Below are 24,110 nucleotides of genomic sequence, written 5' to 3'. Positions count from 1 at the left end.
TCAATTGTGGCTGATTTAAAAATTACTTTAACTCGCAGTATCATTGGGCGTCCTCAGAACCAGCGTGAAATTGTAAAGGCGCTTGGACTGGGACGTGTCAACAGTTCTGTTGTGCTTCCAGATAATACTGCAACACGTGGTGCAGTTTCAAAAATTAACCATTTGGTAGCTGTTTCAGTTGCTGAATAAGACATGTTATAATTATTAATAAGGAGGTGCCAACCTGATGAAATTACACGAATTAAAAGCAAGTGAAGATTCACGTCAGACACGTAATCGTGTAGGTCGCGGGACTTCATCTGGTAATGGAAAAACTGCTGGACGTGGCCAAAAAGGCCAAAAAGCCCGTGGCAAGGTTCGTTTGGGGTTTGAAGGTGGCCAGATGCCATTATTCCGTCGGATGCCTAAACGCGGTTTTCAAAATATTAATCGTAAAGAATATGCTGTTGTAAACCTTGAAACTCTTAATAAGTTTGAAGAAAATACCGAAGTTACACCTGTTCTCTTAGTAGAAAATGGTGTAATTAAGGATGAAAAAAATGGTATTAAAGTTTTAGCAAATGGTGAATTGACGAAAAAATTAACCGTGAAAGCTAACAAATTTTCTGCTTCGGCTAAACAAGCTATTGAAGCAGCTGGCGGTCAAGCCGAGGTGATCTAATGCTGAAAACAATGAAGAATGCCTTAGCTGTAAAGGAGATCCGCAATAAAATCTTATTTACCTTAGGTGTCTTGATTGTCTTTCGCTTAGGCACATACATCACTGTCCCTGGGATCAACGCAAAAGCCTTGAGCAGCGTTGCATCTTCAGGGTTAGTTAGTATCTTGAACACTTTCAGCGGAGGCGGCTTAACAAATTACTCTATTTTAGCAATGGGAGTTTCACCTTATATCACTGCGCAGATTGTTGTGCAGCTATTACAGATGGATATTGTTCCACGGTTTGTTGAATGGAGTAAACAAGGTGAAGTTGGCCGTAGAAAACTGAATCAAGCTACAAGATATTTAACTATTGTGCTTGCGTTTGTACAGTCAATTGGTATCACTGCTGGTTTTAATGCTTTAAGCAGTTTGAATTTGGTTAACAATCCTAGCGTTCAGACTTATGTCAGCATTGGGGTAGTATTGACTGGTGGATCTTTATTCACCACGTGGCTCGGTGATATGATTACCGATCGCGGTTTTGGAAACGGGATTTCTATGATTATCATGGCTGGTATCTTAGCAAGAATACCAACGGGCGTTAAACAGATTTATACTGAGCAGTTTGCTGATGCTTCATCAGGCGAGTTATGGAAGGGAATTTTATTTGTTGTTGTTCTGTTGGTGGCAATTTTAGTAATTGTTACTTTTGTTACTTATGTACAACAGGCTAACTATAAAATTCCGATTCAATATACCCGCCGTTTAGCTGGTGCCACAAATAATTCTTATTTACCATTGAAAATTAATGTTGCTGGAGTTATTCCGGTGATTTTTGCAAGTTCATTTATTGCAACACCTCAAACTATTTTAATGGCCTTCACTCAAAGTTATGGTGAAGACACATGGTATAAGGTGTTAACTAATATTTTCAATATGCAGGCACTAGGCGGTATGATCCTTTATACCCTTTTAATCGTAGTGTTCACATTTTTCTATGCTTTTGTACAGGTTAATCCAGAAAAGTTATCTGAAAATCTTCAGAAGCAAGGAAGTTATATTCCGAGTGTTTGGCCTGGTAAAGAAACTGAAAAATATGTCTCACGCCTTTTAATGCGGTTAAGTTCAGTTGGTTCACTTTTCTTAGGATTAGTTTCACTGATTCCTTTAATTGCATCTAATCTGTGGGGACTTGATGAATCGATTGGTTTGGGCGGTACTAGTTTGCTGATCGTTGTTGGAGTTGCGCTTGAATCTATTAGACAATTAAAAGGTATGATGATGAAACGCGAGTATGTTGGTTTCATCAGATAATAATTGAATTAGGTTGAGCTTTACTGTATGTGGAGCCAACTTTTTCATTTGAACTTACTTTAAACTTTGATGGAGGAAAGACAATGGTTTCTAAGAATTTAATGTTGATGGGACTGCCGGGGGCCGGCAAAGGAACTCAGGCAGAAAAAATTATTACTGTTTTTGACATTCCACATATTTCTACGGGTGACATTTTTCGGGCTGCAATAAAAAATGGCACTCCTATGGGAATTAAGGCGAAGAGCTTCATTGATAAGGGCGAATTGGTACCTGATGAAGTTACAAATGGAATTGTTAAGGAACGCTTGATGGAGCCTGATACAAAAGATGGTTATCTACTTGATGGATTTCCCCGTAATATGATACAAGCCAAGGCACTTCAAGAAATGGGATCTGAACTTGGAAAATCCTTATCAGCTGTCATTAACATTCATGTAGATCCAGATTCTTTAATGGAACGTCTTACAGGACGTTATATTTGCCGTAATTGCGGAGCAACCTACCATAAGGTTTTCAAACCAACAAAAATTGATGGAACTTGTGATCGTTGTGGCGGTCATGAATTTTATCAACGTGAAGATGACAAGCCGAAAACCGTTAAGAATCGTTTGGATGTTAACCTAAAAATGAACACTCCACTTCTTGCTTTTTATAAGAAACTGGGGTTGTTACATCAAGTTGATGGTAATCAGGAAATTAATAAGGTATTTAGTGATGTAAAAGAAATTTTGAATAAATTATAATGGTTATTATAACTCTGAGGCTTGCTTTAAAATTTATTAGATGATATAATATTCCAGGTTTAACTTTTCAACAGGGGAAGTCTGCCTATTTAGACGGGTTAACTTGCGGGAAGGACACTTATTTAAAGTGTCTGCTGTTTACTATGTGTGAAGTTTTGAAATTATTTAAGGAGGTACTTTTGCGTGGCGAAAGATGATGTGATTGAAATTGAGGGTAAGATTAAAGAAACATTACCCAATGCGATGTTCAAAGTTGAACTCGAAAATGGGCATGAAATCTTAGCTCATGTTTCTGGGAAGATTCGAATGCATTATATTCGCATTTTACCTGGTGACAGGGTAACAGTTGAAATGTCCCCTTACGATTTGACTAAGGGTCGCATTACCTATCGCTTTAAATAGATTGTACTCCATCAAATATCTATGGGAGGTATAATTCATGAAGGTAAGACCATCAGTAAAACCAATGTGCGAACACTGTAAAGTGATTAAACGCAGAGGACGTGTTATGGTAATTTGCTCGAATCCAAAGCACAAACAACGTCAAGGAAAGTAAAAATTAGGAGGTGTAATTGTTATGGCTCGTATTGCAGGTGTCGATTTACCGCGTGATAAGCGTATAGTGATCGGCTTAACTTACATTTATGGAATCGGTAACACTACCGCAGAAAAGATTTTGGCAGAAGCTGGTGTTTCTGCAGACATTCGTGTCCGTGATCTGACAACAGACCAGGAAGATAAAATTCGTGCTGCTGTTGACAACTATAAGGTTGAAGGCGATCTTCGCCGTGGAGTCAGTTTGGATATCAAACGTCTTTCAGAAATCGGTTCTTACCGAGGCTTGCGTCATCGTCGTCATTTACCATCTCGTGGTCAAAACACGAAAAATAATGCACGAACATGCAAAGGCCCAGTCACTTCGATTGCTGGTAAGAAGAAATAAATAATAAAGGGGGTTAGCTAATTCATGGCAGTTAAAAAAGGTACACGTAAGCGCCGCGTAAAGAAAAATATCGAAAGCGGTGTTGCTCATATTCATTCAACATTCAACAATACTTTAGTTATGATTACAGATGTTCATGGGAATGCAATTGCTTGGTCATCTGCAGGTTCATTGGGCTTTAAGGGTAGCCGTAAGTCTACTCCGTTTGCTGCTCAAATGGCCGCTGAAGCTGCAGCTAAAGGATCAATGGAACATGGCATGAAGAGTGTTGAAGTTGCAGTAAAGGGACCAGGATCAGGTCGTGAAGCTGCTATTCGTGCATTACAAACAACAGGTCTTGAAGTAACTTCTATTCGTGATGTTACTCCAGTTCCTCATAATGGATGTCGTCCTCCAAAGCGTCGCCGTGTTTAATATGGTATCGTATTCATTTTGAGGTAAATCTTCATAATGTTTTTGCCAGATTACACGCAGCGCTTTGAAAGGGGTAAAGATAAGAATGATCGAATTTGAAAAACCAAAAATTCATAAAATAGAAGAAAGTCATGATTATGGCAAATTTGTTGTAGAACCACTCGAACGTGGTTATGGGACAACATTAGGCAACTCTCTTCGTCGAATTTTGCTTTCTTCTCTACCTGGTGCAGCAATTACAAGTATCCAAATTGATGGAGTATTGCATGAATTTTCAACTATCAAAGGTGTGCTTGAAGATGTTACACAAATTATTTTAAACTTGAAGAAAGTCGCACTGCGTATTGATTCGGAAGAGGCTCAAACTTTGGAAATCAATGTTAATGGTCCTTTAGAAGTCAAGGCCAGTGATATTCAAGGCAGCAGCGATGTAGAGATATTGAATCCGGATTTGTACATTTGTACAGTTGCCGAAGGCGCATCTTTCCATGTACGAATGAATGCTAATACTGGTCGTGGCTATGTTTCAGCTGATGAAAATAAAGTTAAAGCGGACGATATGCCGATCGGTGTTTTGCCAATTGACTCAATTTATACCCCGATCGAACGTGTTAATTACCAAGTAGAAAAAACACGTGTTGGTCAAAAAGATGACTATGACAAGCTGACTTTAGATGTATGGACTAATGGGGCTGTTTCACCTAGCGAAGCTATTAGTTTGTCAGCCAAAATTTTAACAGAGCATTTAACTTTATTCGTTAACCTGACAGATGAGGCTAAGAATGCTGAAATTATGGTTGAAAAAGAAGAAACGCATAAAGAAAAAATGCTTGAGATGACGATTGAAGAGCTTGACTTATCTGTTCGTTCTTATAACTGTTTGAAACGTGCGGGTATTAATACGGTGCAGGAGTTAGCTAATAAATCTGAGGCTGATATGATGAAGGTCCGTAATTTAGGACGTAAATCACTAGAGGAAGTTAAAAATAAGTTAACTGATCTTGGGCTATCATTACGTCATGATGACTAATATTAATAGAAAAACAAGGGAGGGAATTGACCCATGGGTTACCGTAAATTAGGACGTACCAGTGGACACCGCAAAGCAATGTTACGTAATTTGACGACTGACTTACTTGTTAATGAAAAAATTGTTACAACTGAACCTCGTGCAAAGGAAGTACGTAAGACAGTTGAAAAGATGATTTCACTGGGCAAAAAGGGCGACTTGGTTTCGCGCAGAAGTGCTGCATCTTATTTAATGGATGTTGTAGCGGATGTGAAAGAAGACGGTGATGATGTAGTTGTACAGACTGCTCTGCAGAAGCTTTTTGCTGATGTAGCACCACGCTTTAAAGAACGCAATGGCGGTTATACACGAATCTTAAAGATGAGTGAACGTCGCGGAGACGCTGCTAAAATGGTTGTTCTTGAACTGGTTGACTAAATTAAATAATTAAGTATTGTCACTTTTATAACAATAACTGGACGTTACGATGTTGGTAAAAACCTAGTCTAGTCCTAAGTACCCTTACGAGGGGAAACCTTTGTTATAAAAAGTGATTTTTTTAGTTCTGGATCTTTGGTCCAGAACTTTTTTTGTAGCCTTTTTAGTATTAAATTAAAGCAGGTCTATAACTGGCCAGAGCAGGTGTGGTATGATAAATGCAATAAGTTTAACTTGAGGAGCGATATTGTGTTATGCAAAATGTGATCGAAATTTCTGATTTGTCATTTCGCTACCCGCAGCAAACGGATGACCTTTTTGCCCATATTGATTTAACCGTAGGTAAGGGTGAATGGGTTGCATTGATCGGCCATAATGGTAGTGGTAAAAGTACTATAGCACGTTTAATAGATGGATTGCTTGTTCCTAATAAAGGGACGATTAAAGTTTGCGGACTTCAAGTTAATGAAAAGAACGTGTGGCAGGTTAGAAAAAAAGTCGGTATGGTTTTTCAAAACCCTGATAACCAATTTGTAGGAGCAAATGTTGAAGAAGACGTGGCTTTTGGATTAGAGAATCAAGGAATAGCACGATCACAAATGCAGCTTAGGGTGAAAAAAGCTTTAAAAAAAGTAAGTATGTGGGAATTTGCAAAACATGAGCCTGCTAATCTTTCAGGTGGTCAAAAGCAAAGAGTTGCACTTGCGGGGATTATTGCTATGAAACCGGAAATTCTGATTCTGGACGAGGCTACCAGTATGCTTGATCCTGAAGGCAAGAAGGATGTTATTCAGATAATTCAGGAATTAAATCAACAAGAAAATTTTACTGTGATTTCAATTACACATGATATTGATGAGGCGGCTCTTGCAGGACGAGTTGTCGTCTTAAATGATGGGAAAATATTACAGGACGCAACACCAAAAAAAGTGTTTAGCCGTGGAGAAAAGTTGCTATCCGTCGGGTTGGATGTTCCTTTTTCGGAAAAACTCAAAACTGCCTTAAAAAAAGAAGGAATTCAGGTTCCAGAAAATTACTTGACAAAAAAAGGAATGGTCGATTGGTTATGTCAATACGTTTCGAAAAAGTAAACTATATTTATCAACAAGCCACACCCTTTGAACATCAAGCTTTATATGACATCACATTAACAATCCCGACAGGTAGCTATACAGCAATTGTGGGCCATACTGGCAGTGGAAAATCCACTTTACTGCAGCATTTGAATGGACTGTTAAAACCTGTAAGCGGGAGAATAATAATTGGTGATCAAGAGATTACATCGTTGACTAAAAATAAAGAACTCGGTACTTTAAGAAAACATGTAGGCGTTGTTTTTCAATTTCCAGAAGCACAATTATTCGAAGAAACTGTTTTAAAGGATATTGCATTTGCTCCTAAAAATTTTGGCAGTTCTGAGCAAGAAGCATTGGAAACTGCTCGCCAGATGGCAAAGTTAGTTGATTTACCGGAATATGTTTTCAATAAGTCGCCTTTTGAACTTTCAGGAGGACAAATGAGGCGAGTTGCTATTGCTGGGGTCTTGGCGATGAAGCCTGAAGTTTTGGTACTTGATGAGCCAACGGCAGGTTTGGATCCTAAAGGCAGAATTGAGATTATGGATATGTTTCAGAATTTAAAAATTCAACAGCATTTAACTATTATTCTAGTGACACATCAAATGGACGATGTTGCCCGCTATGCAGATAATGTAATTGTGCTGGAAAAGGGACATTTGTTAGCCAACAACTTTCCAGAAAAAATTTTTAGTGATTCAAAGTGGCTGCAAGAGCATCATCTTGCACTTCCACAAGCGACACGTTTTGCAAAGGAATTGCAAAAAAGGGCAGACAGTTTCAACTTTTCTAAAGTTCCATTAACAGAAGAAGAATTGGCAATACAGTTGATACAGAGGATAAACGAGGTGAAACAAAACGATGAATAAAATCATTCTTGGACGTTACATTCCAGGTAAGTCTTTTTTGCACCGCCTTGATCCGCGTTCAAAACTTGTTTTGAGTTTCCTCTTTATTTTAATAATTTTCTTTGCAAATAACTGGCGTACCTACATTTTGCTAGGTATTTTTACGTTTTTTTGTATCTTATTATCAAAAATAAGTTTAGGTTTTTTTTTAAAAGGAGTTCGACCGCTGATATGGTTAATTCTCTTTACAGTTGTTTTGCAGATATTTTTTACACGTGGCGGGCCGACTTATTGGCAATTTGGACCATTATCAATTACACACTTTGGCTTGGTCAACGGTGGATATGTTTTTTGCAGGTTTGTTTTGATAATCTTTATGTCCACATTGCTTACGCTTACAACTTCGCCTCTTGAAATTGCCGATGCCCTTGAAAATTTAATGTTACCGTTAAAAAAATTTAAAGTGCCAGTTTATGAAATTTCGTTGATGATTTCCATTGCACTAAGATTTGTACCCACTCTGATGGATGAAACAGAAAAAATTATGAATGCACAACGTGCTCGAGGAGTTAACTTCGGTGAAGGTGGATTAATAAAACAGCTTAAGGCGATTGTTCCTTTGTTAATCCCACTTTTTGTTGGTGCGTTTAACCGAGCCGAGGATTTAGCGACTGCAATGGAAGCACGCGGATATCGCGGTGGGGAAGGAAGAACTAAGTACCGCTTTCATGCTTGGCATAAAAATGATACTTTGAGTTGTATTATATTTGGGCTTCTAGCAGCTATTTTGTTATTTTTACGTAGCTGGTAGTTTTTAGATGTGGAGAACGAAAAAATGTCAAATAGATATAAAATTATATTAGCATATGATGGAACAAATTTTGCAGGCTTTCAAAGCCAACCTCACCAACGAACAGTTCAAGATGTATTAGAATCAGCTGTTAATAAGATGAGTACTTCTAAAAATTTTGTGCGTATTTTCGGCTCAGGTCGAACAGATGCGGGTGTTCATGCACTAGGACAAGTAGTTCATTTTGACTTAGAAAATAGAATTCCAGAACAAGGAATAGTCAATGGGTTAAACAGCATTTTACCACTTGATATGCAGGTACTGGATGCACACATAGTACCATCCACATTTCATGCACGTTTTACTACACATGCGAAAAGTTATCTTTACCGAGTTAGCCGAGGAAGATTTGTTGATCCTTTTAAAAGATTTTATACCGGCCACTATAAGTATTCCTTGGATATCGAACTGATCAAACAAGCTATTCCGGATATAATTGGAAAACATGACTTTTCTAGTTTTGTTGCTTCTGGAAGTCAAGCGCGTTCTCATATTAGAACTATTTATAATGCAACGGTTAGAGAAGATCTTGGAAATGATGAGGTTATTTTTGAGTTTTGCGGCAATGGATTTTTATATAACCAAGTCAGAATCATGGTTGCGGTACTTCTGGAAATCGGTAATGGCAGAAGACCGGTACATGATTTTTTACGTCTTTATGAAGTAAAAGATCGGAATCAATGCAGGCAAACTGCGCCAGCAAGCGGTTTGTATCTAAAAAAAGTATATTATGAAAAAGATTGGCCGCAAAATACTATAACAGATTTCAATTGACTTTAGCCACTAAAAATTGTATCATAATATTTGGTATTGTTTGCCCCACAGTAGGCCCCGGAAACTTATTATGTGTCAAACAAGCATATAAAAATGGAGGAAATAATCGTGCGTACAACATATATTGCAAAACCAGGTGAAGTGGAACGTAAATGGTATGTCGTAGATGCAACAGATGTTCCTTTGGGACGTCTGTCGGCAGTCGTTGCTTCTATCTTACGTGGTAAAAATAAACCAACTTTTACACCTAATATTGATACAGGTGACTTCGTCATTGTAATCAACGCAGAAAAGGTTGCTTTAACAGGACGAAAAGCAACTCGTAAAATTTACTATCATCATACAGATCATCCAGGTGGCTTGAAGAGCCGTACAGCTGGAGACTATCGTCTAAATGATCCTGAGAAGTTAATTGCATTGTCTATCCAAGGTATGCTTCCAAAGGGAACGCTTGGTAAAGCTCAAGCTAAGAAGTTACATGTTTATCGTGGAGCAGATCACAAGCATGAAGCTCAGCAACCAGAAACATTGGATATTACAAAATTAATCTAGGAGGAAACGTAATTGGCTCAAGTACAATATAAAGGAACAGGCCGCCGCAAAAATTCTGTTGCGCGAGTACGTTTAGTACCCGGAACAGGAAAAATTGTTATGAACGGCAAACCTGCTGAAGAATATATTCCATTCGCAAACTTACGTGAAGTTATGGTACAACCATTTGATGTTACAGAAACAAAGGGAAACTACGATGTTTTTGTTAATGTTGATGGTGGTGGTTTCTCTGGGCAAGCTGGTGCAGTTCGTCATGGAATTGCACGTGCTTTGCTTGAAGTAGATCCTGATTTCCGTGGAGTTTTGAAACGTGCAGGACTCTTAGCTCGTGATTCACGTATGAAAGAACGTAAAAAACCAGGTCTTAAGAAAGCTCGTAAGGCTCCACAATTTTCAAAACGTTAATTATATTATTACGCTGGCTCAAAAGCTCCCTCCATCGGGGGCTTTTTTTGCTTTTCAGCATTTCCTCGGAAATAAAATGATGCATGGTGTTCAATATTCGTGGAACTACTTTTAAATTTTTCCTCTTGACAACTTTTATTTTTTCGCTAAAATTACAGTAAGTTTACTAGGGATTAAAGTATTCTAATAAATAACAGTGTAGCTTTTTTAAACTAAAAGTAAATACATAAGGGATTTGATAACATGAAACCTTTTACAGTGAGTCTCTTGCAATTTAAGGTTGCATTTGCAGCACCGGAGGTTAATTTTCAAAATGCAAAAAAACATATTTCCGAGGCAGCTAAAATGGGAACAGACGTTGCTGTTTTACCCGAAATGTGGAACACAGGATATGCTTTAGATAAGCTGGAACAACTTGCTGATAATGAAGGCTTGAAAACTAAAAGCTTTTTAAGCGAGCTTTCGATCAAGTATGGAATTAATATTGTGGGCGGATCTGTAGCAACAAAGAAAAAGGATAAATTTTATAATACCAGCTATGTTTTTGACCGAAAGGGTAATTTACTAAGTGAATATGATAAGGTTCATCTCTTCAGATTGATGAAAGAAGATCAAGTGATTACTGCTGGAGCAGGTAAAAATAACTTTGAGCTTGATGGAATTTCTGCTGCTGGAGTAATTTGCTATGATATTCGTTTTCCAGAGTGGGAAAGGACCCTGATGAAGAGTGGTCAGCAACTTTTGTTTATAAGCGCTCAATGGCCAAAACAAAGAATAGAGCAATGGGAAGTGCTGTTACGAGCAAGGGCGATTGAAAACCAAGCTTTTGTAGTTGCAGTTAATTGTGTTGGCCATTCTCTTACAGATGTTTTTAGTGGCCATTCTCTTGTAATTGATCCGTTAGGGAATATTTTGTTAAGAGCACCAGAAAATAAAGAGGGGGTTTTCAACACACGGCTTGATTTTTCACAAATAGAAGAAATAAGGGGAGCGATTCCGGTATTTAAGGACCGCAGAAGTGAGCTTTATCATTAGACTTTTTATAAAGGGGATGCAAGGGTGTTTTTCGAAGAATCAAAGTTACTTAAAAACCTACCAACACAGTTTTTTGCGACACTTGTACAGAAAGTAAACCAGAAAGTAGCTGCTGGTAAAGATATCATTAACTTAGGACAAGGGAATCCTGATCAACCAACTTTTAACTATATTGTAAAAGCAATGCAGGCTGAAACAAACAAACCTCGTAATCATAAGTATTCGCAATTCAGGGGACTGCATTCTTTAAAAGTTGCAGCGGCAAAATTTTACAAACAGAATTATAATGTGGAATTGGATCCAGAAAAAGAGATTGCAATTTTAGGTGGGTCAAAGATCGGGTTAGTCGAGTTGCCTTGGGCATTGATGAATCCTGAAGATTTGCTTTTACTGCCTGATCCAGGTTATCCGGATTATTTGTCAGGAGTATCTCTTGGAAGAGTGAATTATAAGACATTTCCGCTTAAACTTGAAAATCGCTTTTTACCAGATTATTCACAGGTAGACAAGGAAAGTGCACAAAAAGCAAAATTCATTTATCTGAATTATCCTAATAATCCTACCGGAGCTGTTGCAGATAAAAAGTTTTGGGATGAAACCGTAGCTTTTGCAAAGCAAAACCATATAGGAGTGGTCAGTGACTTTGCATATGGAGCTCTTGGTTTTGAAGGATATAAAAATCCCAGCTTTTTGCAGGCTGAAGGTGCAAAAAATGTAGGAATAGAACTTTATACATTCTCTAAGACCTTCAATATGGCCGGATGGCGTATTGCATTTGCAGCAGGAAATGCTTCGATGATTGAAGCAATCAATCTGATTCAAGATCATCTCTTTGTCAGTGTTTTTCCAGCAATACAAGAAGCTGGAGTAACTGCTCTTTCAAATGAAGAAGAAGAAGTATCCCACCTAGTAGGAATCTATGAAAAACGCAGGAATACATTCATCAATGCAGCTGAACAAATCGGGTGGAAAGCATTTATTCCCGGCGGTACTTTTTATGCCTGGATGCCAGTTCCAAAGGGTTATGATAGTGTAAGTTTTGCAGACCTCTTATTAGAAAAAGCAGATGTGGCGGTTGCTCCTGGCAAAGGTTTTGGAAAAATGGGAGACGGATATGTCCGAATTGGACTTTTGGTATCACAAGAAAGATTAACGGAAGCTATTAAACGTATTGAAAAGTTGCATTTATTTGAAAAATAACATCTATTTAAACCGAGGATAAGGACAGCTCTGAAGACTTTGTCTTTACCTTTTTTTGTGCAATTTATTTAAAAGAGTTGACAGCAAGTAGTAGCGAAAAGAGAAACAAAAAGTTGATTTTAAAAAGCAAAATTAATTTGCTAAAAAAAATTAGCCAAGATAAAATGAATATAAGACAGGGTTTATTAAGATTTGTAATTTAAGTAATACATATTAATGTTTATTAGTTCATTTTTTTCTTACTAAGTAGTACAATAATTAAACAAGTAGAAAACGTAAATTGGTTTAGTATTTATTAAGAGGGGGGGATTTAGCAGAAAAGATTCCTAAAATAAACGTTTTTGTTTTTCGTTCGTGCAAGCAACTAACTAATTTTTGAGTATGGAAATAGATAGCTGTGAGAAATTACTAAGTCTTTCTAAGCATGCTTGACAACAGAAAGATATTTTAGTATATTATTGTAGTTTATGTTGCACGTAAATTATTTTAAATATTCGGAGGCATGAAAAGTGATAACCTTACAAAAATCCCTAACAAACCTAATGCAAGTTTTACGTTTGCATGAACATCGCCAAAATGACCCTGATTTTGAACGTTTAGGTGCTATCGATGTTTACTATTTGGAAGCAATTTATCAGTTAAAAGAACCAACAATTGGGATGATCTCTAGGTTGCTTGATCAGTCTACCCCCAACACTAATTATCATATTAAAAAATTAGTGAAATTAGGTTTGATCGAAAAGAAACTGGATGAGACTGACAGGCGTGTGACTCACTTAAGAGTAACTGATAAGTACCTTAAGATGCTTAATATTGATAGTGATTTCTGGCAGAGACTAGAAAGCAGGATGGAAGATGAGGTGGCACCAAAGGATTTGGCCATCTTTAAACGTGTTTTGCGTCAGACAACTGAACTAGTTTCAGATGAAAGTTTAGATGAATTCTAAAAAGTTTTCGGATCGGATATGTTATCTTATTTATAATCAGCTGAGACGGCTAATTTTTTAGCTGCCTTAGCTTTTTTGTTGTAAAAAAATCAAAAAAAGTGATAAGTACCGTAGAAATGATACCAGCATTTAAGTTTTTAGAGGTATGCTATAATCAGGCAATAAAGAAGATTGGAGTTGAAGTTATTGAATATGCAGAGCAGTGTTCAAAAGAACGTTTTTACAGCGTTTTTTATTGCTATCATTATTATGCAAAATCTGATCCCTTTTTTGGGATACATCCCATTGGGACCACTTGATTTAACTTTGATCCACATTACAGTAATTGTGGCAGCATTTGTTTTGGGTCCTAAAAGTGGGGCTTTAATAGGTGGTGTTTGGGGATTAATTACCTTTATCCGTGCTTTTGTATGGCCGACAAGTCCTCTTGCAACAATTGTTTTTGTAAATCCTTTGGTGGCAATTTTACCTCGAGTAATGATCGGCTTAATTGCTGGGTGGACATTTCAAATAGCAATTAAAAGAAAAAAAAACAAATTTGGGATGATGGTATTAGGTGCGGTACTGGGTTCTTCTGTAAACACACTGCTCGTGCTTGGTCAAATTTATCTGTTTTATCAAGGAAAATCACAGCTGCTTTATCACCTCGACACGCATGCGCTTCTTCCTTATTTATTGACAGTGGTGGGTACAAATGGGATACCGGAAGCAATTGTAGCTGGTTTTACTGCCCCATTAATTAGTATGCCGTTAATTAAAAAATGGAGTTTCTATAAATAAAGATGCAAGTATAAGGCGAAAGGAGGAACGCAGTGGCAGTTAAAAAAAGAAGAAGAGTCAGCAAAAAAAGAAAGAAAAATTTTTTGTTTGAAAACGGGCATCTGCAATTGGCAAATTTTTTAGTATTGCTTCTTTTACTGGGGATACTTTCAATGCAGTTAATTGGTTGGCTGGGACAATTTAATGATAGCAGCTCTTCCAGTGTTGAAACAGCACAGATTACTGATAGAAAAAAAAGAAAATTTATTTCGCAGATTCTTCCTGCTGCAAAGGAAGAACAACAAAAATACGGAATGCTGGTCAGTATTACATTGGCCCAAGCAGCACTTGAGTCTGATTGGGGACAAAGTCAATTAGCAAGTCGTTATCATAATCTTTTTGGGATAAAAAGCAATGCAGAAAGCGCTCAGTTGTTAACAACTGAGGAATATTTGAATGGTCAATGGATCACAGTACGGGCACGGTTTGCCACTTATAACGACTGGAAGCAATCAGTTCAGGAACATACACTCTTGTTTGTAAACGGAACAGCATGGGATCATAATCATTATCGACAGGTGATTAATGCTAATAATTATCAAGAAGCTGCTCAGGCTCTGCAAAGTCAGGGGTATGCAACGGACCCAGGATATGCTCAAAAACTGATTTCTTTAATAAAAGAATATCAATTTAATAAGTATGATAATTCTAATGTGCAAAACACGAATATTGATTATTGAACTCATAATGATTGTATGCTATTATTCTAAGGTGCTTACTTATATAAAGTCATAATACGGTTGACCAGTTTCTACCCAAGGCCCCTAAACCTTGGACTATGAGTAAAAATTGTGATATTTTGTTGGGCTTCTTTTACTTTATAGTGAGTAGGAGAAGCTTTTTTAAAGGAGAGGAACAGAAAGTGAAATTATTAGAGGATCGAATTCTTGAAGACGGTATTGTTTTGCCGGGAAATGTATTAAAGGTTAATCAATTTTTAAATCATCAGATAGACCCGGAACTTATGTATGCAATCGGTAAAGAATTTGCACGCCTGTATAATGAAGAAAAAATTACAAAAATTCTTACAATTGAGGCTTCGGGGATTGCACCGGCAATTATGACTGGTCTGATTTTACATGTTCCTGTTTTGTTCGCACGAAAACAAAAAAGTGTTACTATGCAAAATGCTTTGTTTACTGCTGAAGTTTATTCTTATACAAAGAAGACTAAGAATAGAGTCGCGGTTGATCAAAAGTTTTTGCATAAAACAGATCGCGTTCTGATTATTGATGATTTTTTAGCTAACGGACAGGCTGTTAATGGCTTATTAAATATTTGTGAGCAGGCTCAAGCTGAAGTTGTCGGTGTCGGAATTGCTATTGAAAAGTCATTTCAAGATGGGGCACGTTTAATTAAAGATAGAGGAGTAAGGTTGGAGTCTTTAGCAAGAATTGCTTCGTTTGATGATAATCAGGTTCGTTTTGTCGGAGGAAAAGGCCTTGAAGAATAACAAAACAAAAAATGTCAACCAAACACAAGCTGCTGTTCTTGGATTGCAGCATTTATTAGCAATGTATTCAGGTGCGGTCGCTGTACCTTTACTAATCGGGACAGCACTTAACTTTAACAGCGCACAGATGACCTATCTTGTTTCAATTGATATTTTTATGTGTGGGCTGGCAACACTTCTGCAATTATTACGTAATCGTTATTTTGGAATCGGGCTGCCTGTAATCCTTGGTTGTGCAATTCAAGCTGTAGCTCCTCTGAAAATGATTGGTAAAGAGTTTACAATCGGGACAATGTATGGAGCTATTATCGTTGCAGGCTGTTTTGTTTTCCTGATTTCAGGTCAATTTTCAAAAATTAAGAAACTTTTTCCGCCTGTTGTCACTGGTTCACTGATTACAGTGATCGGTTTAACACTTATTCCAATTGCTGTTCAAAATCTTGGCGGTGGAAATATAACAGCTAAAAGTTTTGGCGATCCCCAAAATCTTTTGGTTGGTTTTTTGACTGTTTTAGTGATTTTAGCAGTTCAAATCTGGGGACGCGGGTTTTTGAAGACAATTTCAGTTCTGATCGGATTGATTGTAGGTGCTCTTGTTGCAGCTGCTTGCGGAATGGTTTCCACTTCCCCAATCGTGGAAGCTGCTTGGTTTCACGTACCGCAGCCATTTTATTTCGGAATGCCTCATTTTGAATGGTCTTCTTCGGTTACAATGATTATCATTGCTCTGGTATCAATGGTTGAGTCGACAGGTGTTTTCTTTGCATTGGGGAATGTGTTAAACAAGAAAATAACCTCTTCTGATTTGAAAAGAGGCTACCGGGCAGAAGGGCTTGCTGTTATTCTAGGAGGAATTTTTAATACTTTTCCTTATACAACTTTTTCGCAAAATGTAGGTTTGCTGCAACTTTCTGGTATCAAGACTAAACGGCCTATTTATTGGTCCGCGGGGCTTTTAATGTTGATGGGCCTTTTACCTAAGATTGGAGCGTTGGCAACTATTATCCCAACATCAGTTTTAGGGGGAGCAATGCTGGTGATGTTTGCCATGATCAGTGTCCAGGGGATGCGAATGCTTTTAGAAGTGGATTTTAACGATCAACGTAATATATTAATAGCAGCAATTTCTATCGGACTAGGCTTGGGGGTTTCTGTTTATCCAGAAATTTTTCAATTTTTGCCTAAAACAGTTCAGCTTTTCTTAGGTAATGGAATTGTAGTTGCAAGTCTTGTATCAGTATGCTTGAACATAGCATTTAAAGGAAAAAGGGGTCTAGATGACTAAAATGAAGAATCTGCATAAGTGACTATGTAGATTCTTTATTTCTTCTTTAATAAATACATTAGATTTTAGAAAAAATCATTCATTGATTCTATGGTAAAATATGGTTAAGAAAGTTTTATGAGAAGAAACAGCCAGTCTATTCAAAAAGAAAGTAGTGAGAGAATGGATAAGAAAATATTGTTTCCAGGGAGTACTATTGGAATCATCGGTGGAAGCGCAAACGGGATCATGCTCGCTGAGTCTGCTAAAAAGATGGGTTTCAAAGTGATAGCCTATAGTAGCGACGAAGCATCCCCGACTGTCCAAGAAGCAGATCTGGGAATTATAGGTTCTTATAAAGATCGTAGTAAACTGCAAACTTTTGCAGAACGCTGCGACTTGGTGACCTATGAATCAGAGAATGTTCCTGCTGATGTAATTGCATTTATTGAACAGTATACTGTTGTTCCTCAAGGGAAAGAAGCCTTGGAAATATCACAAGACCGTTTATTAGAAAGAGCTTTTTTGGAACAAGTCAATGTTAATATAGCTCCATATGCGACAATCGTTAGCTTGGATGACGTTTATCAAGCAATCGGCTCAATCGGGTATCCCTGTGTACTTAAACCGATTCAAAAGGGATTTGGCAAACTTCGGCAGCAAATAATCCGCAAACAATCTGATATTGCAAAGTGCGCAGATCTAATTGATTTAGGTACATATGTACTTGAAGCATGGGTTCCGTATGAAAAGGAGCTTTCGGTAATTATTACTAAAGAAGCCGATGGGTCGCTGAGCTCGTTTCCAATTATTGAATGTTTCTATCGTGATCATCGTCTTTTTGAAGCTGCTGTTAAATGCGAGCTTGCTTCGGATGTGGAAGAAGAAGTTAAACGTTTGGCTACCGGAATTGCTAAGCAGTTGAAGTATGTCGGAGTATTGGAAATTGCATTTTTTCTGACAAAAAGCGGTACGATTTATATTAAAAGAATTGTACCAGCCTTGCACAAAGCAGGATTTGTTTTTGACAAAGCAACAAATACTTCAATGTGTGAGCAGCATTTACGTGCACTGGCTCAGATGCCTTTACCGCAAGTAAACTTTTTACAGCCGACAGTTATGGTTTCATTGCAAAATTCTGAATTGGATTTGCTGCACACTCAGTGGGTGTTAAAAGATAATTGGTATTATCGCTTTTATCGTTATCCGCAAATGGCCCGAACACGAACGCCAGGTTATTTGCTAGTTCTGGCAAATTCAACTTCGGCCGCTTTAGAACAAATTGATGCTACTGGCATTTGGAGTGAGCAGCCATCTGAAACCCAAGAGAAGCTTTAGTAAATTTTTACAAAAAATAGATGCTGTTGAAATTACAAAAGATGAGCAAAAGACGGAAGTTTATGGAAACTACTCCATGAATTTCCGTTTTATATTATTTAAGAAAGATCAACTATCATTTTTGCTTTTTCATAAGAAGTAATTTGACTTTTTTGCTATAATTAACATTGATTGGAATTTAAGAGAGGATTGAAAAAAGTGACAGCCGAAAGATTATTGAATGCAATGAACGACAAACAGCAAGAAGCAGTCTTATGTACCGAAGGCCCACTACTCGTGGTTGCGGGTGCAGGAAGCGGGAAAACACGTGTTTTGACTCACCGTGTAGCTTATTTGATAGAAGAAAAGCACGTTAATCCTTGGAATATTTTGGCAATCACTTTTACAAACAAAGCTGCTGCTGAAATGAGAGAAAGGATAACTAAGCTGCTTAATGAAGATGCTGCAGATGTTTGGGTCTCAACCTTCCATGCGCTTGGTGTTCGTATTTTACGTAGAGATATTGATAAAATCGGCTATAGTAGAGCATTTGTCATTACAGGAACCAGCGAACAGCGAACCTTGGTTAAACATATTTTGGCCGATTTAAATGTTGATCCTAAGAAATTTGATCCTCGATCGATTATAAGTGCTATCTCGAACGCTAAAAATGACTTGAAGACCCCGGCAGAATATGCAAAAGAGGCGAAGGGTCCCTTTGAAAAGGTTGTGGCGGATGTTTACCCGCAATATCAAAAGCAACTGGAAAACAATCAAGCAGTTGATTTTGATGACTTGATCATGTTAACTCTTAGGCTTTTTAAAGAGTTTCCTGAGATCCTGGAATTCTATCAACGCAAGTTCCGTTATATCCATGTAGATGAATATCAAGATACCAATCAGGCACAGTATGAATTGGTTAACTGTCTTGCACAAAAGAATAAAAACCTCTGCGTTGTAGGAGATGCTGATCAAAGTATTTACGGTTGGCGTGGGGCAAACATGGAGAATATCCTTAATTTTGAAAATGACTATCCTGATGCCAAAATAGTGAAACTTGAACAAAATTATCGTTCTACTAAAAGTATTTTGGAAGCTGCTAATGCAGTGATTCAAAACAACGTGAAACGCAAAGCTAAAAGTCTCTGGACTCAAAATGTAACAGGGGAAAAAATTCATTATTTTCGTGGGCAAAATGCAAATGATGAAGCTTTTTATGTTGTCCGCAATATTCAGCAGATGATGAAAGAGCACAGTTATAAGTTTAGTGATTTTGCTATCTTATATCGAACTAATGCTCAGTCACGTACAATTGAAGAAACGTTCATGAAAGCTAATATTCCATACAGGATAGTCGGAGCGCATAAGTTCTATGAGCGCAAGGAAATTAGAGATGTACTGTCATATATGCAATTAGTTACTAATCCAAGCGATTCGCTTAGTTTTGAAAGAGTTGTTAATGAACCTAAACGCGGCATCGGAGCTACGAGTATCGAAAAGTTAGCGGCTTTTGCACAAATGAGCGGAATGTCGCTTTCAGATGCCGCAGCAAATGCTGTTTTAGCAAATATTTCTAAAAGAGCAAGCAATGCACTGATGGATTTTGCATTTGTAATTAGCAAGCTGCATGAACAAAGGAAAAATTTAAACGTTACTGAATTAACTGAAAAAATTTTGGAAAAGACCGGCTATAAAGCCTCTTTGGAGCAGGTCAACACTTTAGAAAATCAAAGCAGACTTGAAAATCTGCAAGAATTTCTTTCAGTTACCAAGCAGTTTGATGATTCATGGAAACCAGATGATGAACAGTCAGATCCCTTTGTTGATTTTCTTGCTGACCTTGCGTTAGTTTCTGATCAAGATATGCTTGAAAATGACGCAGCAGAAGTAACTTTAATGACACTCCATGCTGCGAAGGGACTGGAATTTCCAGTGGTTTTCCTGATGGGAATGGAAGAAGGAATATTTCCGCTTTCGCGTGCAATGTTTGAAGAAGACGAGATGGAAGAAGAAAGACGCTTGGCATATGTTGGAATTACACGTGCTGAAAAAGAACTTTTCTTAACAAATGCACTTTCACGTATGCTTTACGGCAGAAAACAAAATAATCCTGCCTCCCGATTTATTGATGAAATAGGACCTGAATTATTGCAGGCTGATAATCACCAAGTGGTCAATACAGGTGCTGGTACCTCGCGAGCTTATCCTTTCAGTAAAAATAAAAGAAAAGTGAATTGGATGCCTGCTGGAACAGTTGAAGAAAATAAGGGGACCGGTGCTGCAAAATTAAACTGGCAGGTTGGTGATAAAGTTGTGCATAAGGCTTGGGGAGAAGGAACAGTAGTTAAACTTTCCGGAACCGGTGATGACTTGGAACTTGATATTGCTTTTGCAGGTAAAGGGATTAAGAGATTGTTGGCGACATTTGCACCGATTTCTAAGAAAAAAGTTTAATGTATAGTGAAAGGAACAGGAGATCATTATGAAAGATGTGACCCAACAGACTGCTGCAAAGCGTATTTTACTTCTGAGAAAAGAACTTGATCGTTGGAGGCAGCAATATTACGTTGAGGACCAACCCACAGTTGAAGATCATGTGTACGATCAAGCTTATCATGAACTGATTGACCTTGAAACTGCTTATCCGGAGTTGATAACGGATGATTCACCTACACAGAGAGTTGGCGGACCGATCTTAAGCGGTTTTGAAAAAAAAACGCATGAGACTCCTATGTTATCTTTGGGTGATGTTTTTTCAAAAGAAGAGCTTTTTGCTTTTGATCAGCGCCTGGAAAAAACTGTCGGTCAAAAACAAAGCTATAGTTGTGAATTAAAGATTGATGGTTTGGCAATTTCATTGATCTATAAGGATGGGCGGTTTGTTGAGGGTTCAACAAGAGGTAATGGCGTAGTTGGAGAAAATATAACGGAAAACCTTAAAACGATTAAGGCAATTCCTTTACGGTTAAAGAAAGCTGTTTCAGTAGAAGTACGTGGGGAATGTTATATGCCTAAAAAAGCTTTTGCTGAGTTGAATAAAAAACGTGAAGCAAAAGGAAAGCCAGTCTTTGCTAATCCGCGTAATGCTGCTGCAGGCAGTCTAAGACAGCTGGATACACGAATAACAGCTAGCCGCCAGCTAAGTACTTTTATTTATTATCTGATGGAGCCGCAGCGCTATGGACTGTCTACGCAAACTCAGGTCCTTAAACAGCTTTCTGAATGGGGCTTTAAAATCAATAAAGAATCGCAAAATGTGAGTCAAAAAGATGAAATAGAGCGTTTTATTGAGAAATATCAAAAAAAAAGAACGCAGCTTTCTTATGATATTGATGGAATTGTGCTAAAGGCAGATGACCTGAAAGTACACCAGCTTGTCGGAAACACCGTTAAAGTTCCACGCTGGGCGATTGCATATAAATTTCCCCCTGATGAACAAGAAACGATTGTCCGGCAGATTCTATGGACTGTTGGCAGAACAGGAATTGTTACTCCCACTGCGATAATGGATCCGGTCAGACTTGCTGGGACTAAAGTAGCTCGTGCTTCTTTGCATAATCCTGATTATCTAAAGCAAAAAGACATCAGGCTTTTGGATACCGTTAAGCTTCATAAAGCTGGGGATATTATTCCAGAAATTTCTGAAGTTGTTCTGGAAAAACGCCCTGCAGAATCTGAAATATACCCTATACCAGAAACCTGTCCGATTTGTAAAGCAGGATTGGTTCATCTTGATGAAGAAGTTGCTCTTAGATGTATTAATCCTAAATGCCCGGCCTTGCTTAAAGAAAGTTTAGTTCATTTTGCTTCGCGTAATGCAATGGAAATTACCGGGTTGGGACCGCGTGTTGTTGAACAGCTTTTTGATAAGCAGCTTGTTAAGGACGTATCAAGCCTTTATCGGCTTTCTTTTGAAGATTTGCTTAAATTAGATAAATTTAAAGATAAGTCTGCTCATAATTTGTTGACAGCGATTGATAGAAGTAGGCATAATTCTGTTGAGCGACTTGTTTTCGGTTTGGGAATAAGGCATGTCGGGGCAAAAGCTGCCAAGCTGTTAATGGCCCATTTTGAAAGTTTGGATAATCTAATTGCGGCTTCTTCTTCAGATATTTTCAAAATCAGTTCGTTAGGCGAAGTTATCGGCCAAAGCCTGATTACTTACTTTTCGAGACAAGAAGTAAAAGACTTAATAACAGAACTAAGACAAGCAGGTGTCAACTTCAAGTATCTAGGAGTCAGTGAAAGAAATGTAGAAAAGCAGACTGGCTTTTTTGCGGATAAGAAGATTGTTTTAACGGGGACACTTGAAAAGATGACTCGTAATGAAGCAAGAAAATGGCTTGAGGCTCATGGTGCAGACGTGACAGGTAGTGTTTCAAAAAATACTGACTGCGTAATTGCAGGAAGTGAAGCGGGAAGCAAGCTGACTAAGGCACAGAAACTTGGAATTACAATTTTGAATGAGCAGCAATTTAGAGATCAAATGGAGGGAAAAAATTGAAAAAAAGCAAACTGGTTTTAGGAGTTGTAGCTGGAGCGCTTTTGCTTGCCGGCTGTGGCAGACTAAGCTCTTCAACCTCCACGGGTACTACAAATAAGAGTTCTTCTTCCGGATATCGTACCACTGGACAGACTAGTGACAGCGAGTATCAAGGCGTAATTAAAGATGGTAAATATTTAACAAGTAAAGCACGGGGAGTAGGAATTTCGCAAAATTCAGATAATTTGCTTAATTTAAAAAGCTTTGAGGCTGGGCTAACACAGCTTTCAAAGAATCAATTTTCGCCCGATGATTATGTCTTTCAAGAAGGACAGCTTCTATCTTCAAATACTGTAGAAAATTGGTTGGATCGCAAATCTAAAAATAACCAAGATGGTTTGAACCCAGAAGATAATGGGCAAAAAGATCCTAATAAGCGTAACCCGATTTATGTACAGCAAATTGAGGAACAAGATTATATGAAAGAAAAAAATGGTAATTTGTCATTAGCAGGCATTACAATTGGAATCGGAATGAATGCTAAAGATTATTACCAAAAAGAAGATTATGGTGCAACTTTTACTACAGACATTCCTAAAGACAAAATGATTGCAGAAGGAAAGACTGCAGCAGCTAAGGTGCTGCAAAGATTGCGCAATACTGAGGGAGTTTCAGCTGATACACCGATTTTAATAGGCATGTTTGAGCAGGCACCCAAGGACAGCCTTGTCGGAGGTTCTTTCTATTCTTATACACTGGTTAAAAATGGCAACGTGATTAGCAAATGGAATGATGTTAATATTAAGAGCTACGTTTTTCCTGTAACTTCAACTTCTTCTGTTCCAAATGATAATGATGAAACGTCTTTTGAAAGTTTCAAAAAGCAGGTTCAAGGTTTTTTCCCTAATTTGGCAGGAGTTACTGCTCAAGGGCAATATAAGGATAAGTCATTGCAGGGATTGCATGTGAATATTACTACGCAGTTTTATAGTGAAACCGAGATTACAAGTTTCACACAGTATGTTGCTCAAGCAGCCAAGACATACCTACCGAACGGGATTCCTATTGACATAACTGTTAAGGGTAGCGATGGCAGTGTCCAAAGCTTTTTAGCAAGAACTGCGAAAGACAGCAACTACTATACACATGTTTTCAGCAGTTATTAAAATAAAGTTTCCAGCTCTAAAAGATTTGTCTTACAATAACAATATAAGAGAAATGATTTAGTTCTAAGTGTTTATGATAGAATATTACTATAAAAATGGGAAAGAAGGAGTAAAAGTGGCAATTAACGCAAACGAAGTCGAACACGTTGCAAAGTTAGCAAAACTTGCTTTTTCAAAAGATGAACTGCAAAAGTTTACTGGGCAGTTGGGTGAAATTATTGAGATGGTCCAACAGCTTAGCGATGTTGATACTGAAAATGTACCGGTAACAACTCATATCAGCAATTCTCAAGGAGTAATGAGAGAAGACAAGGCGGTTCCTGGGACTTCACGAGACCTGCTTATGGAAAATGTACCCCAGCATCAAGATGGGTATATTAAGGTACCTGCAATTATTGATGAAAGTGAGGAAGCATAG

General features: G+C 37.8%; 28 protein-coding genes and 1 riboswitch. All 28 genes read left to right on the top strand.

Translation table 11 applies throughout. From position 1 onward, the window contains the following. The first annotated feature begins 6 nt into the window (after positions 1-6). The 28 genes from rpmD to gatC all read left to right on the top strand — a co-directional run bounded on the left by rpmD (position 7) and on the right by gatC (position 24,110). Positions 7-189, top strand: a complete 183-nt coding sequence (gene rpmD, locus FD46_RS09425; RefSeq protein WP_057896927.1) for a 50S ribosomal protein L30 — start codon at positions 7-9, stop codon at positions 187-189. Between the two features lie 37 nt (positions 190-226). Next, on the top strand, positions 227-661 hold the full coding sequence (gene rplO, locus FD46_RS09420; RefSeq protein ID WP_057896926.1) for a 50S ribosomal protein L15: 435 nt from the start codon (positions 227-229) through the stop codon (positions 659-661). Beyond that, entirely contained in the window at positions 661-1,956 is a 1,296-nt protein-coding gene (gene secY, locus FD46_RS09415) for a preprotein translocase subunit SecY (RefSeq protein ID WP_057896925.1), read from the top strand. The genes rplO and secY overlap by 1 nt, the downstream gene beginning before the upstream one ends. An 83-nt stretch (positions 1,957-2,039) precedes the next feature. After that, positions 2,040-2,699: an adenylate kinase gene (locus tag FD46_RS09410; RefSeq protein WP_057896924.1), complete on the top strand. Its 660-nt coding sequence runs from the start codon at positions 2,040-2,042 to the stop codon at positions 2,697-2,699. Between the two features lie 183 nt (positions 2,700-2,882). Continuing rightward, positions 2,883-3,101: a translation initiation factor IF-1 gene (gene infA / locus FD46_RS09405; protein WP_056961011.1), complete on the top strand. Its 219-nt coding sequence runs from the start codon at positions 2,883-2,885 to the stop codon at positions 3,099-3,101. A gap of 37 nt (positions 3,102-3,138) precedes the next feature. After that, positions 3,139-3,255, top strand: coding sequence for a 50S ribosomal protein L36 (gene rpmJ / locus FD46_RS10275; protein WP_083479420.1), 117 nt, complete (start codon positions 3,139-3,141; stop codon positions 3,253-3,255). Positions 3,256-3,276: 21 nt separating this feature from the next. Then, positions 3,277-3,642 carry a 30S ribosomal protein S13 gene (gene rpsM, locus FD46_RS09400; RefSeq protein ID WP_057896923.1) on the top strand — a complete coding sequence of 122 codons (366 nt, stop codon included), beginning with the start codon at positions 3,277-3,279 and terminating at the stop codon, positions 3,640-3,642. A 24-nt stretch (positions 3,643-3,666) separates the two neighbouring features. Further along, positions 3,667-4,056 (top strand): 30S ribosomal protein S11, encoded by a 390-nt coding sequence (gene rpsK, locus FD46_RS09395; RefSeq protein WP_054756469.1) that lies wholly within the window; start codon positions 3,667-3,669, stop codon positions 4,054-4,056. An 85-nt stretch (positions 4,057-4,141) separates the two neighbouring features. Continuing rightward, a complete protein-coding gene (locus FD46_RS09390) occupies positions 4,142-5,086 on the top strand; it encodes a DNA-directed RNA polymerase subunit alpha (RefSeq protein WP_057896922.1) in 945 nt (314 codons plus the stop codon). 33 nt (positions 5,087-5,119) lie between these two features. Further along, positions 5,120-5,503, top strand: coding sequence for a 50S ribosomal protein L17 (gene rplQ, locus FD46_RS09385; protein ID WP_057896921.1), 384 nt, complete (start codon positions 5,120-5,122; stop codon positions 5,501-5,503). 254 nt (positions 5,504-5,757) lie between these two features. Next, the gene (locus tag FD46_RS09380) at positions 5,758-6,594 is read left to right on the top strand and encodes an energy-coupling factor ABC transporter ATP-binding protein (protein WP_057896920.1); all 837 of its coding nucleotides are present in this window, start codon (positions 5,758-5,760) and stop codon (positions 6,592-6,594) included. After that, positions 6,570-7,448 (top strand): energy-coupling factor ABC transporter ATP-binding protein, encoded by an 879-nt coding sequence (locus tag FD46_RS09375; protein ID WP_057896919.1) that lies wholly within the window; start codon positions 6,570-6,572, stop codon positions 7,446-7,448. Before FD46_RS09380 ends, FD46_RS09375 begins: the two co-directional genes overlap by 25 nt. Next, complete coding sequence (locus FD46_RS09370; RefSeq protein WP_057896918.1) at positions 7,441-8,238, top strand: energy-coupling factor transporter transmembrane component T family protein; 798 nt, start codon at positions 7,441-7,443, stop codon at positions 8,236-8,238. The genes FD46_RS09375 and FD46_RS09370 overlap by 8 nt, the downstream gene beginning before the upstream one ends. A gap of 24 nt (positions 8,239-8,262) precedes the next feature. Continuing rightward, positions 8,263-9,051, top strand: coding sequence for a tRNA pseudouridine(38-40) synthase TruA (gene truA / locus FD46_RS09365; RefSeq protein ID WP_057896917.1), 789 nt, complete (start codon positions 8,263-8,265; stop codon positions 9,049-9,051). Between the two features lie 108 nt (positions 9,052-9,159). Then, positions 9,160-9,603, top strand: a complete 444-nt coding sequence (gene rplM / locus FD46_RS09360; protein WP_057896916.1) for a 50S ribosomal protein L13 — start codon at positions 9,160-9,162, stop codon at positions 9,601-9,603. 12 nt (positions 9,604-9,615) lie between these two features. Then, positions 9,616-10,008 (top strand): 30S ribosomal protein S9, encoded by a 393-nt coding sequence (gene rpsI, locus FD46_RS09355; RefSeq protein ID WP_057896915.1) that lies wholly within the window; start codon positions 9,616-9,618, stop codon positions 10,006-10,008. A gap of 243 nt (positions 10,009-10,251) precedes the next feature. Continuing rightward, positions 10,252-11,043: a carbon-nitrogen family hydrolase gene (locus FD46_RS09350; protein ID WP_057896914.1), complete on the top strand. Its 792-nt coding sequence runs from the start codon at positions 10,252-10,254 to the stop codon at positions 11,041-11,043. A 24-nt stretch (positions 11,044-11,067) separates the two neighbouring features. Next, the gene (locus FD46_RS09345) at positions 11,068-12,243 is read left to right on the top strand and encodes a pyridoxal phosphate-dependent aminotransferase (RefSeq protein ID WP_057896913.1); all 1,176 of its coding nucleotides are present in this window, start codon (positions 11,068-11,070) and stop codon (positions 12,241-12,243) included. A 509-nt stretch (positions 12,244-12,752) separates the two neighbouring features. Continuing rightward, positions 12,753-13,190 (top strand): MarR family winged helix-turn-helix transcriptional regulator, encoded by a 438-nt coding sequence (locus FD46_RS09340; protein WP_057896912.1) that lies wholly within the window; start codon positions 12,753-12,755, stop codon positions 13,188-13,190. 192 nt (positions 13,191-13,382) lie between these two features. Then, positions 13,383-13,970, top strand: coding sequence for an ECF transporter S component (locus FD46_RS09335; protein WP_057896956.1), 588 nt, complete (start codon positions 13,383-13,385; stop codon positions 13,968-13,970). A 32-nt stretch (positions 13,971-14,002) separates the two neighbouring features. Continuing rightward, on the top strand, positions 14,003-14,689 hold the full coding sequence (locus FD46_RS09330; RefSeq protein ID WP_057896911.1) for a glycoside hydrolase family 73 protein: 687 nt from the start codon (positions 14,003-14,005) through the stop codon (positions 14,687-14,689). Positions 14,690-14,708: 19 nt separating this feature from the next. Further along, positions 14,709-14,808: riboswitch (purine riboswitch) on the top strand. A gap of 63 nt (positions 14,809-14,871) precedes the next feature. Beyond that, the gene (locus FD46_RS09325; protein WP_057896910.1) at positions 14,872-15,462 is read left to right on the top strand and encodes a xanthine phosphoribosyltransferase; all 591 of its coding nucleotides are present in this window, start codon (positions 14,872-14,874) and stop codon (positions 15,460-15,462) included. Continuing rightward, on the top strand, positions 15,452-16,747 hold the full coding sequence (locus FD46_RS09320; protein WP_420805351.1) for a nucleobase:cation symporter-2 family protein: 1,296 nt from the start codon (positions 15,452-15,454) through the stop codon (positions 16,745-16,747). The genes FD46_RS09325 and FD46_RS09320 overlap by 11 nt, the downstream gene beginning before the upstream one ends. 162 nt (positions 16,748-16,909) lie before the next feature. Further along, complete coding sequence (locus tag FD46_RS09315) at positions 16,910-18,064, top strand: 5-(carboxyamino)imidazole ribonucleotide synthase (protein WP_057896909.1); 1,155 nt, start codon at positions 16,910-16,912, stop codon at positions 18,062-18,064. A 198-nt stretch (positions 18,065-18,262) separates the two neighbouring features. Then, positions 18,263-20,497 carry a DNA helicase PcrA gene (gene pcrA, locus FD46_RS09310; RefSeq protein ID WP_057896908.1) on the top strand — a complete coding sequence of 745 codons (2,235 nt, stop codon included), beginning with the start codon at positions 18,263-18,265 and terminating at the stop codon, positions 20,495-20,497. 28 nt (positions 20,498-20,525) lie between these two features. Beyond that, positions 20,526-22,547, top strand: a complete 2,022-nt coding sequence (ligA, locus tag FD46_RS09305; RefSeq protein ID WP_057896907.1) for an NAD-dependent DNA ligase LigA — start codon at positions 20,526-20,528, stop codon at positions 22,545-22,547. Continuing rightward, positions 22,544-23,692 (top strand): CamS family sex pheromone protein, encoded by a 1,149-nt coding sequence (locus tag FD46_RS09300; protein ID WP_057896906.1) that lies wholly within the window; start codon positions 22,544-22,546, stop codon positions 23,690-23,692. Before ligA ends, FD46_RS09300 begins: the two co-directional genes overlap by 4 nt. 115 nt (positions 23,693-23,807) lie before the next feature. Further along, on the top strand, positions 23,808-24,110 hold the full coding sequence (gene gatC, locus FD46_RS09295; RefSeq protein WP_057896905.1) for an Asp-tRNA(Asn)/Glu-tRNA(Gln) amidotransferase subunit GatC: 303 nt from the start codon (positions 23,808-23,810) through the stop codon (positions 24,108-24,110).

The organism is Liquorilactobacillus oeni DSM 19972 (assembly GCF_001436275.1).
Classification (GTDB): Bacteria; Bacillota; Bacilli; order Lactobacillales; family Lactobacillaceae; genus Liquorilactobacillus; species Liquorilactobacillus oeni.
The sequence above is the reverse complement of the archived record's forward strand: the minus strand, read 5'-3'. Positions and strand labels throughout refer to the sequence as shown.

Excerpts from the sequence above, each read along its gene's own strand:
- rplO (WP_057896926.1), top strand. The coding sequence starts at position 227 with ATGAAATTACACGAATTAAAAGCAAGTGAAGATTCACGTCAGACACGT.
- secY (WP_057896925.1), top strand. The coding sequence starts at position 661 with ATGCTGAAAACAATGAAGAATGCCTTAGCTGTAAAGGAGATCCGCAAT.
- FD46_RS09410 (WP_057896924.1), top strand. The coding sequence starts at position 2,040 with ATGGTTTCTAAGAATTTAATGTTGATGGGACTGCCGGGGGCCGGCAAA.
- rpmJ (WP_083479420.1), top strand. The coding sequence starts at position 3,139 with ATGAAGGTAAGACCATCAGTAAAACCAATGTGCGAACACTGTAAAGTG.
- rpsM (WP_057896923.1), top strand. The coding sequence starts at position 3,277 with ATGGCTCGTATTGCAGGTGTCGATTTACCGCGTGATAAGCGTATAGTG.
- rpsK (WP_054756469.1), top strand. The coding sequence starts at position 3,667 with ATGGCAGTTAAAAAAGGTACACGTAAGCGCCGCGTAAAGAAAAATATC.
- FD46_RS09390 (WP_057896922.1), top strand. The coding sequence starts at position 4,142 with ATGATCGAATTTGAAAAACCAAAAATTCATAAAATAGAAGAAAGTCAT.
- rplQ (WP_057896921.1), top strand. The coding sequence starts at position 5,120 with ATGGGTTACCGTAAATTAGGACGTACCAGTGGACACCGCAAAGCAATG.
- FD46_RS09380 (WP_057896920.1), top strand. The coding sequence starts at position 5,758 with ATGCAAAATGTGATCGAAATTTCTGATTTGTCATTTCGCTACCCGCAG.
- FD46_RS09375 (WP_057896919.1), top strand. The coding sequence starts at position 6,570 with ATGTCAATACGTTTCGAAAAAGTAAACTATATTTATCAACAAGCCACA.
- FD46_RS09370 (WP_057896918.1), top strand. The coding sequence starts at position 7,441 with ATGAATAAAATCATTCTTGGACGTTACATTCCAGGTAAGTCTTTTTTG.
- truA (WP_057896917.1), top strand. The coding sequence starts at position 8,263 with ATGTCAAATAGATATAAAATTATATTAGCATATGATGGAACAAATTTT.
- FD46_RS09350 (WP_057896914.1), top strand. The coding sequence starts at position 10,252 with ATGAAACCTTTTACAGTGAGTCTCTTGCAATTTAAGGTTGCATTTGCA.
- FD46_RS09335 (WP_057896956.1), top strand. The coding sequence starts at position 13,383 with ATGCAGAGCAGTGTTCAAAAGAACGTTTTTACAGCGTTTTTTATTGCT.
- FD46_RS09315 (WP_057896909.1), top strand. The coding sequence starts at position 16,910 with ATGGATAAGAAAATATTGTTTCCAGGGAGTACTATTGGAATCATCGGT.
- ligA (WP_057896907.1), top strand. The coding sequence starts at position 20,526 with ATGAAAGATGTGACCCAACAGACTGCTGCAAAGCGTATTTTACTTCTG.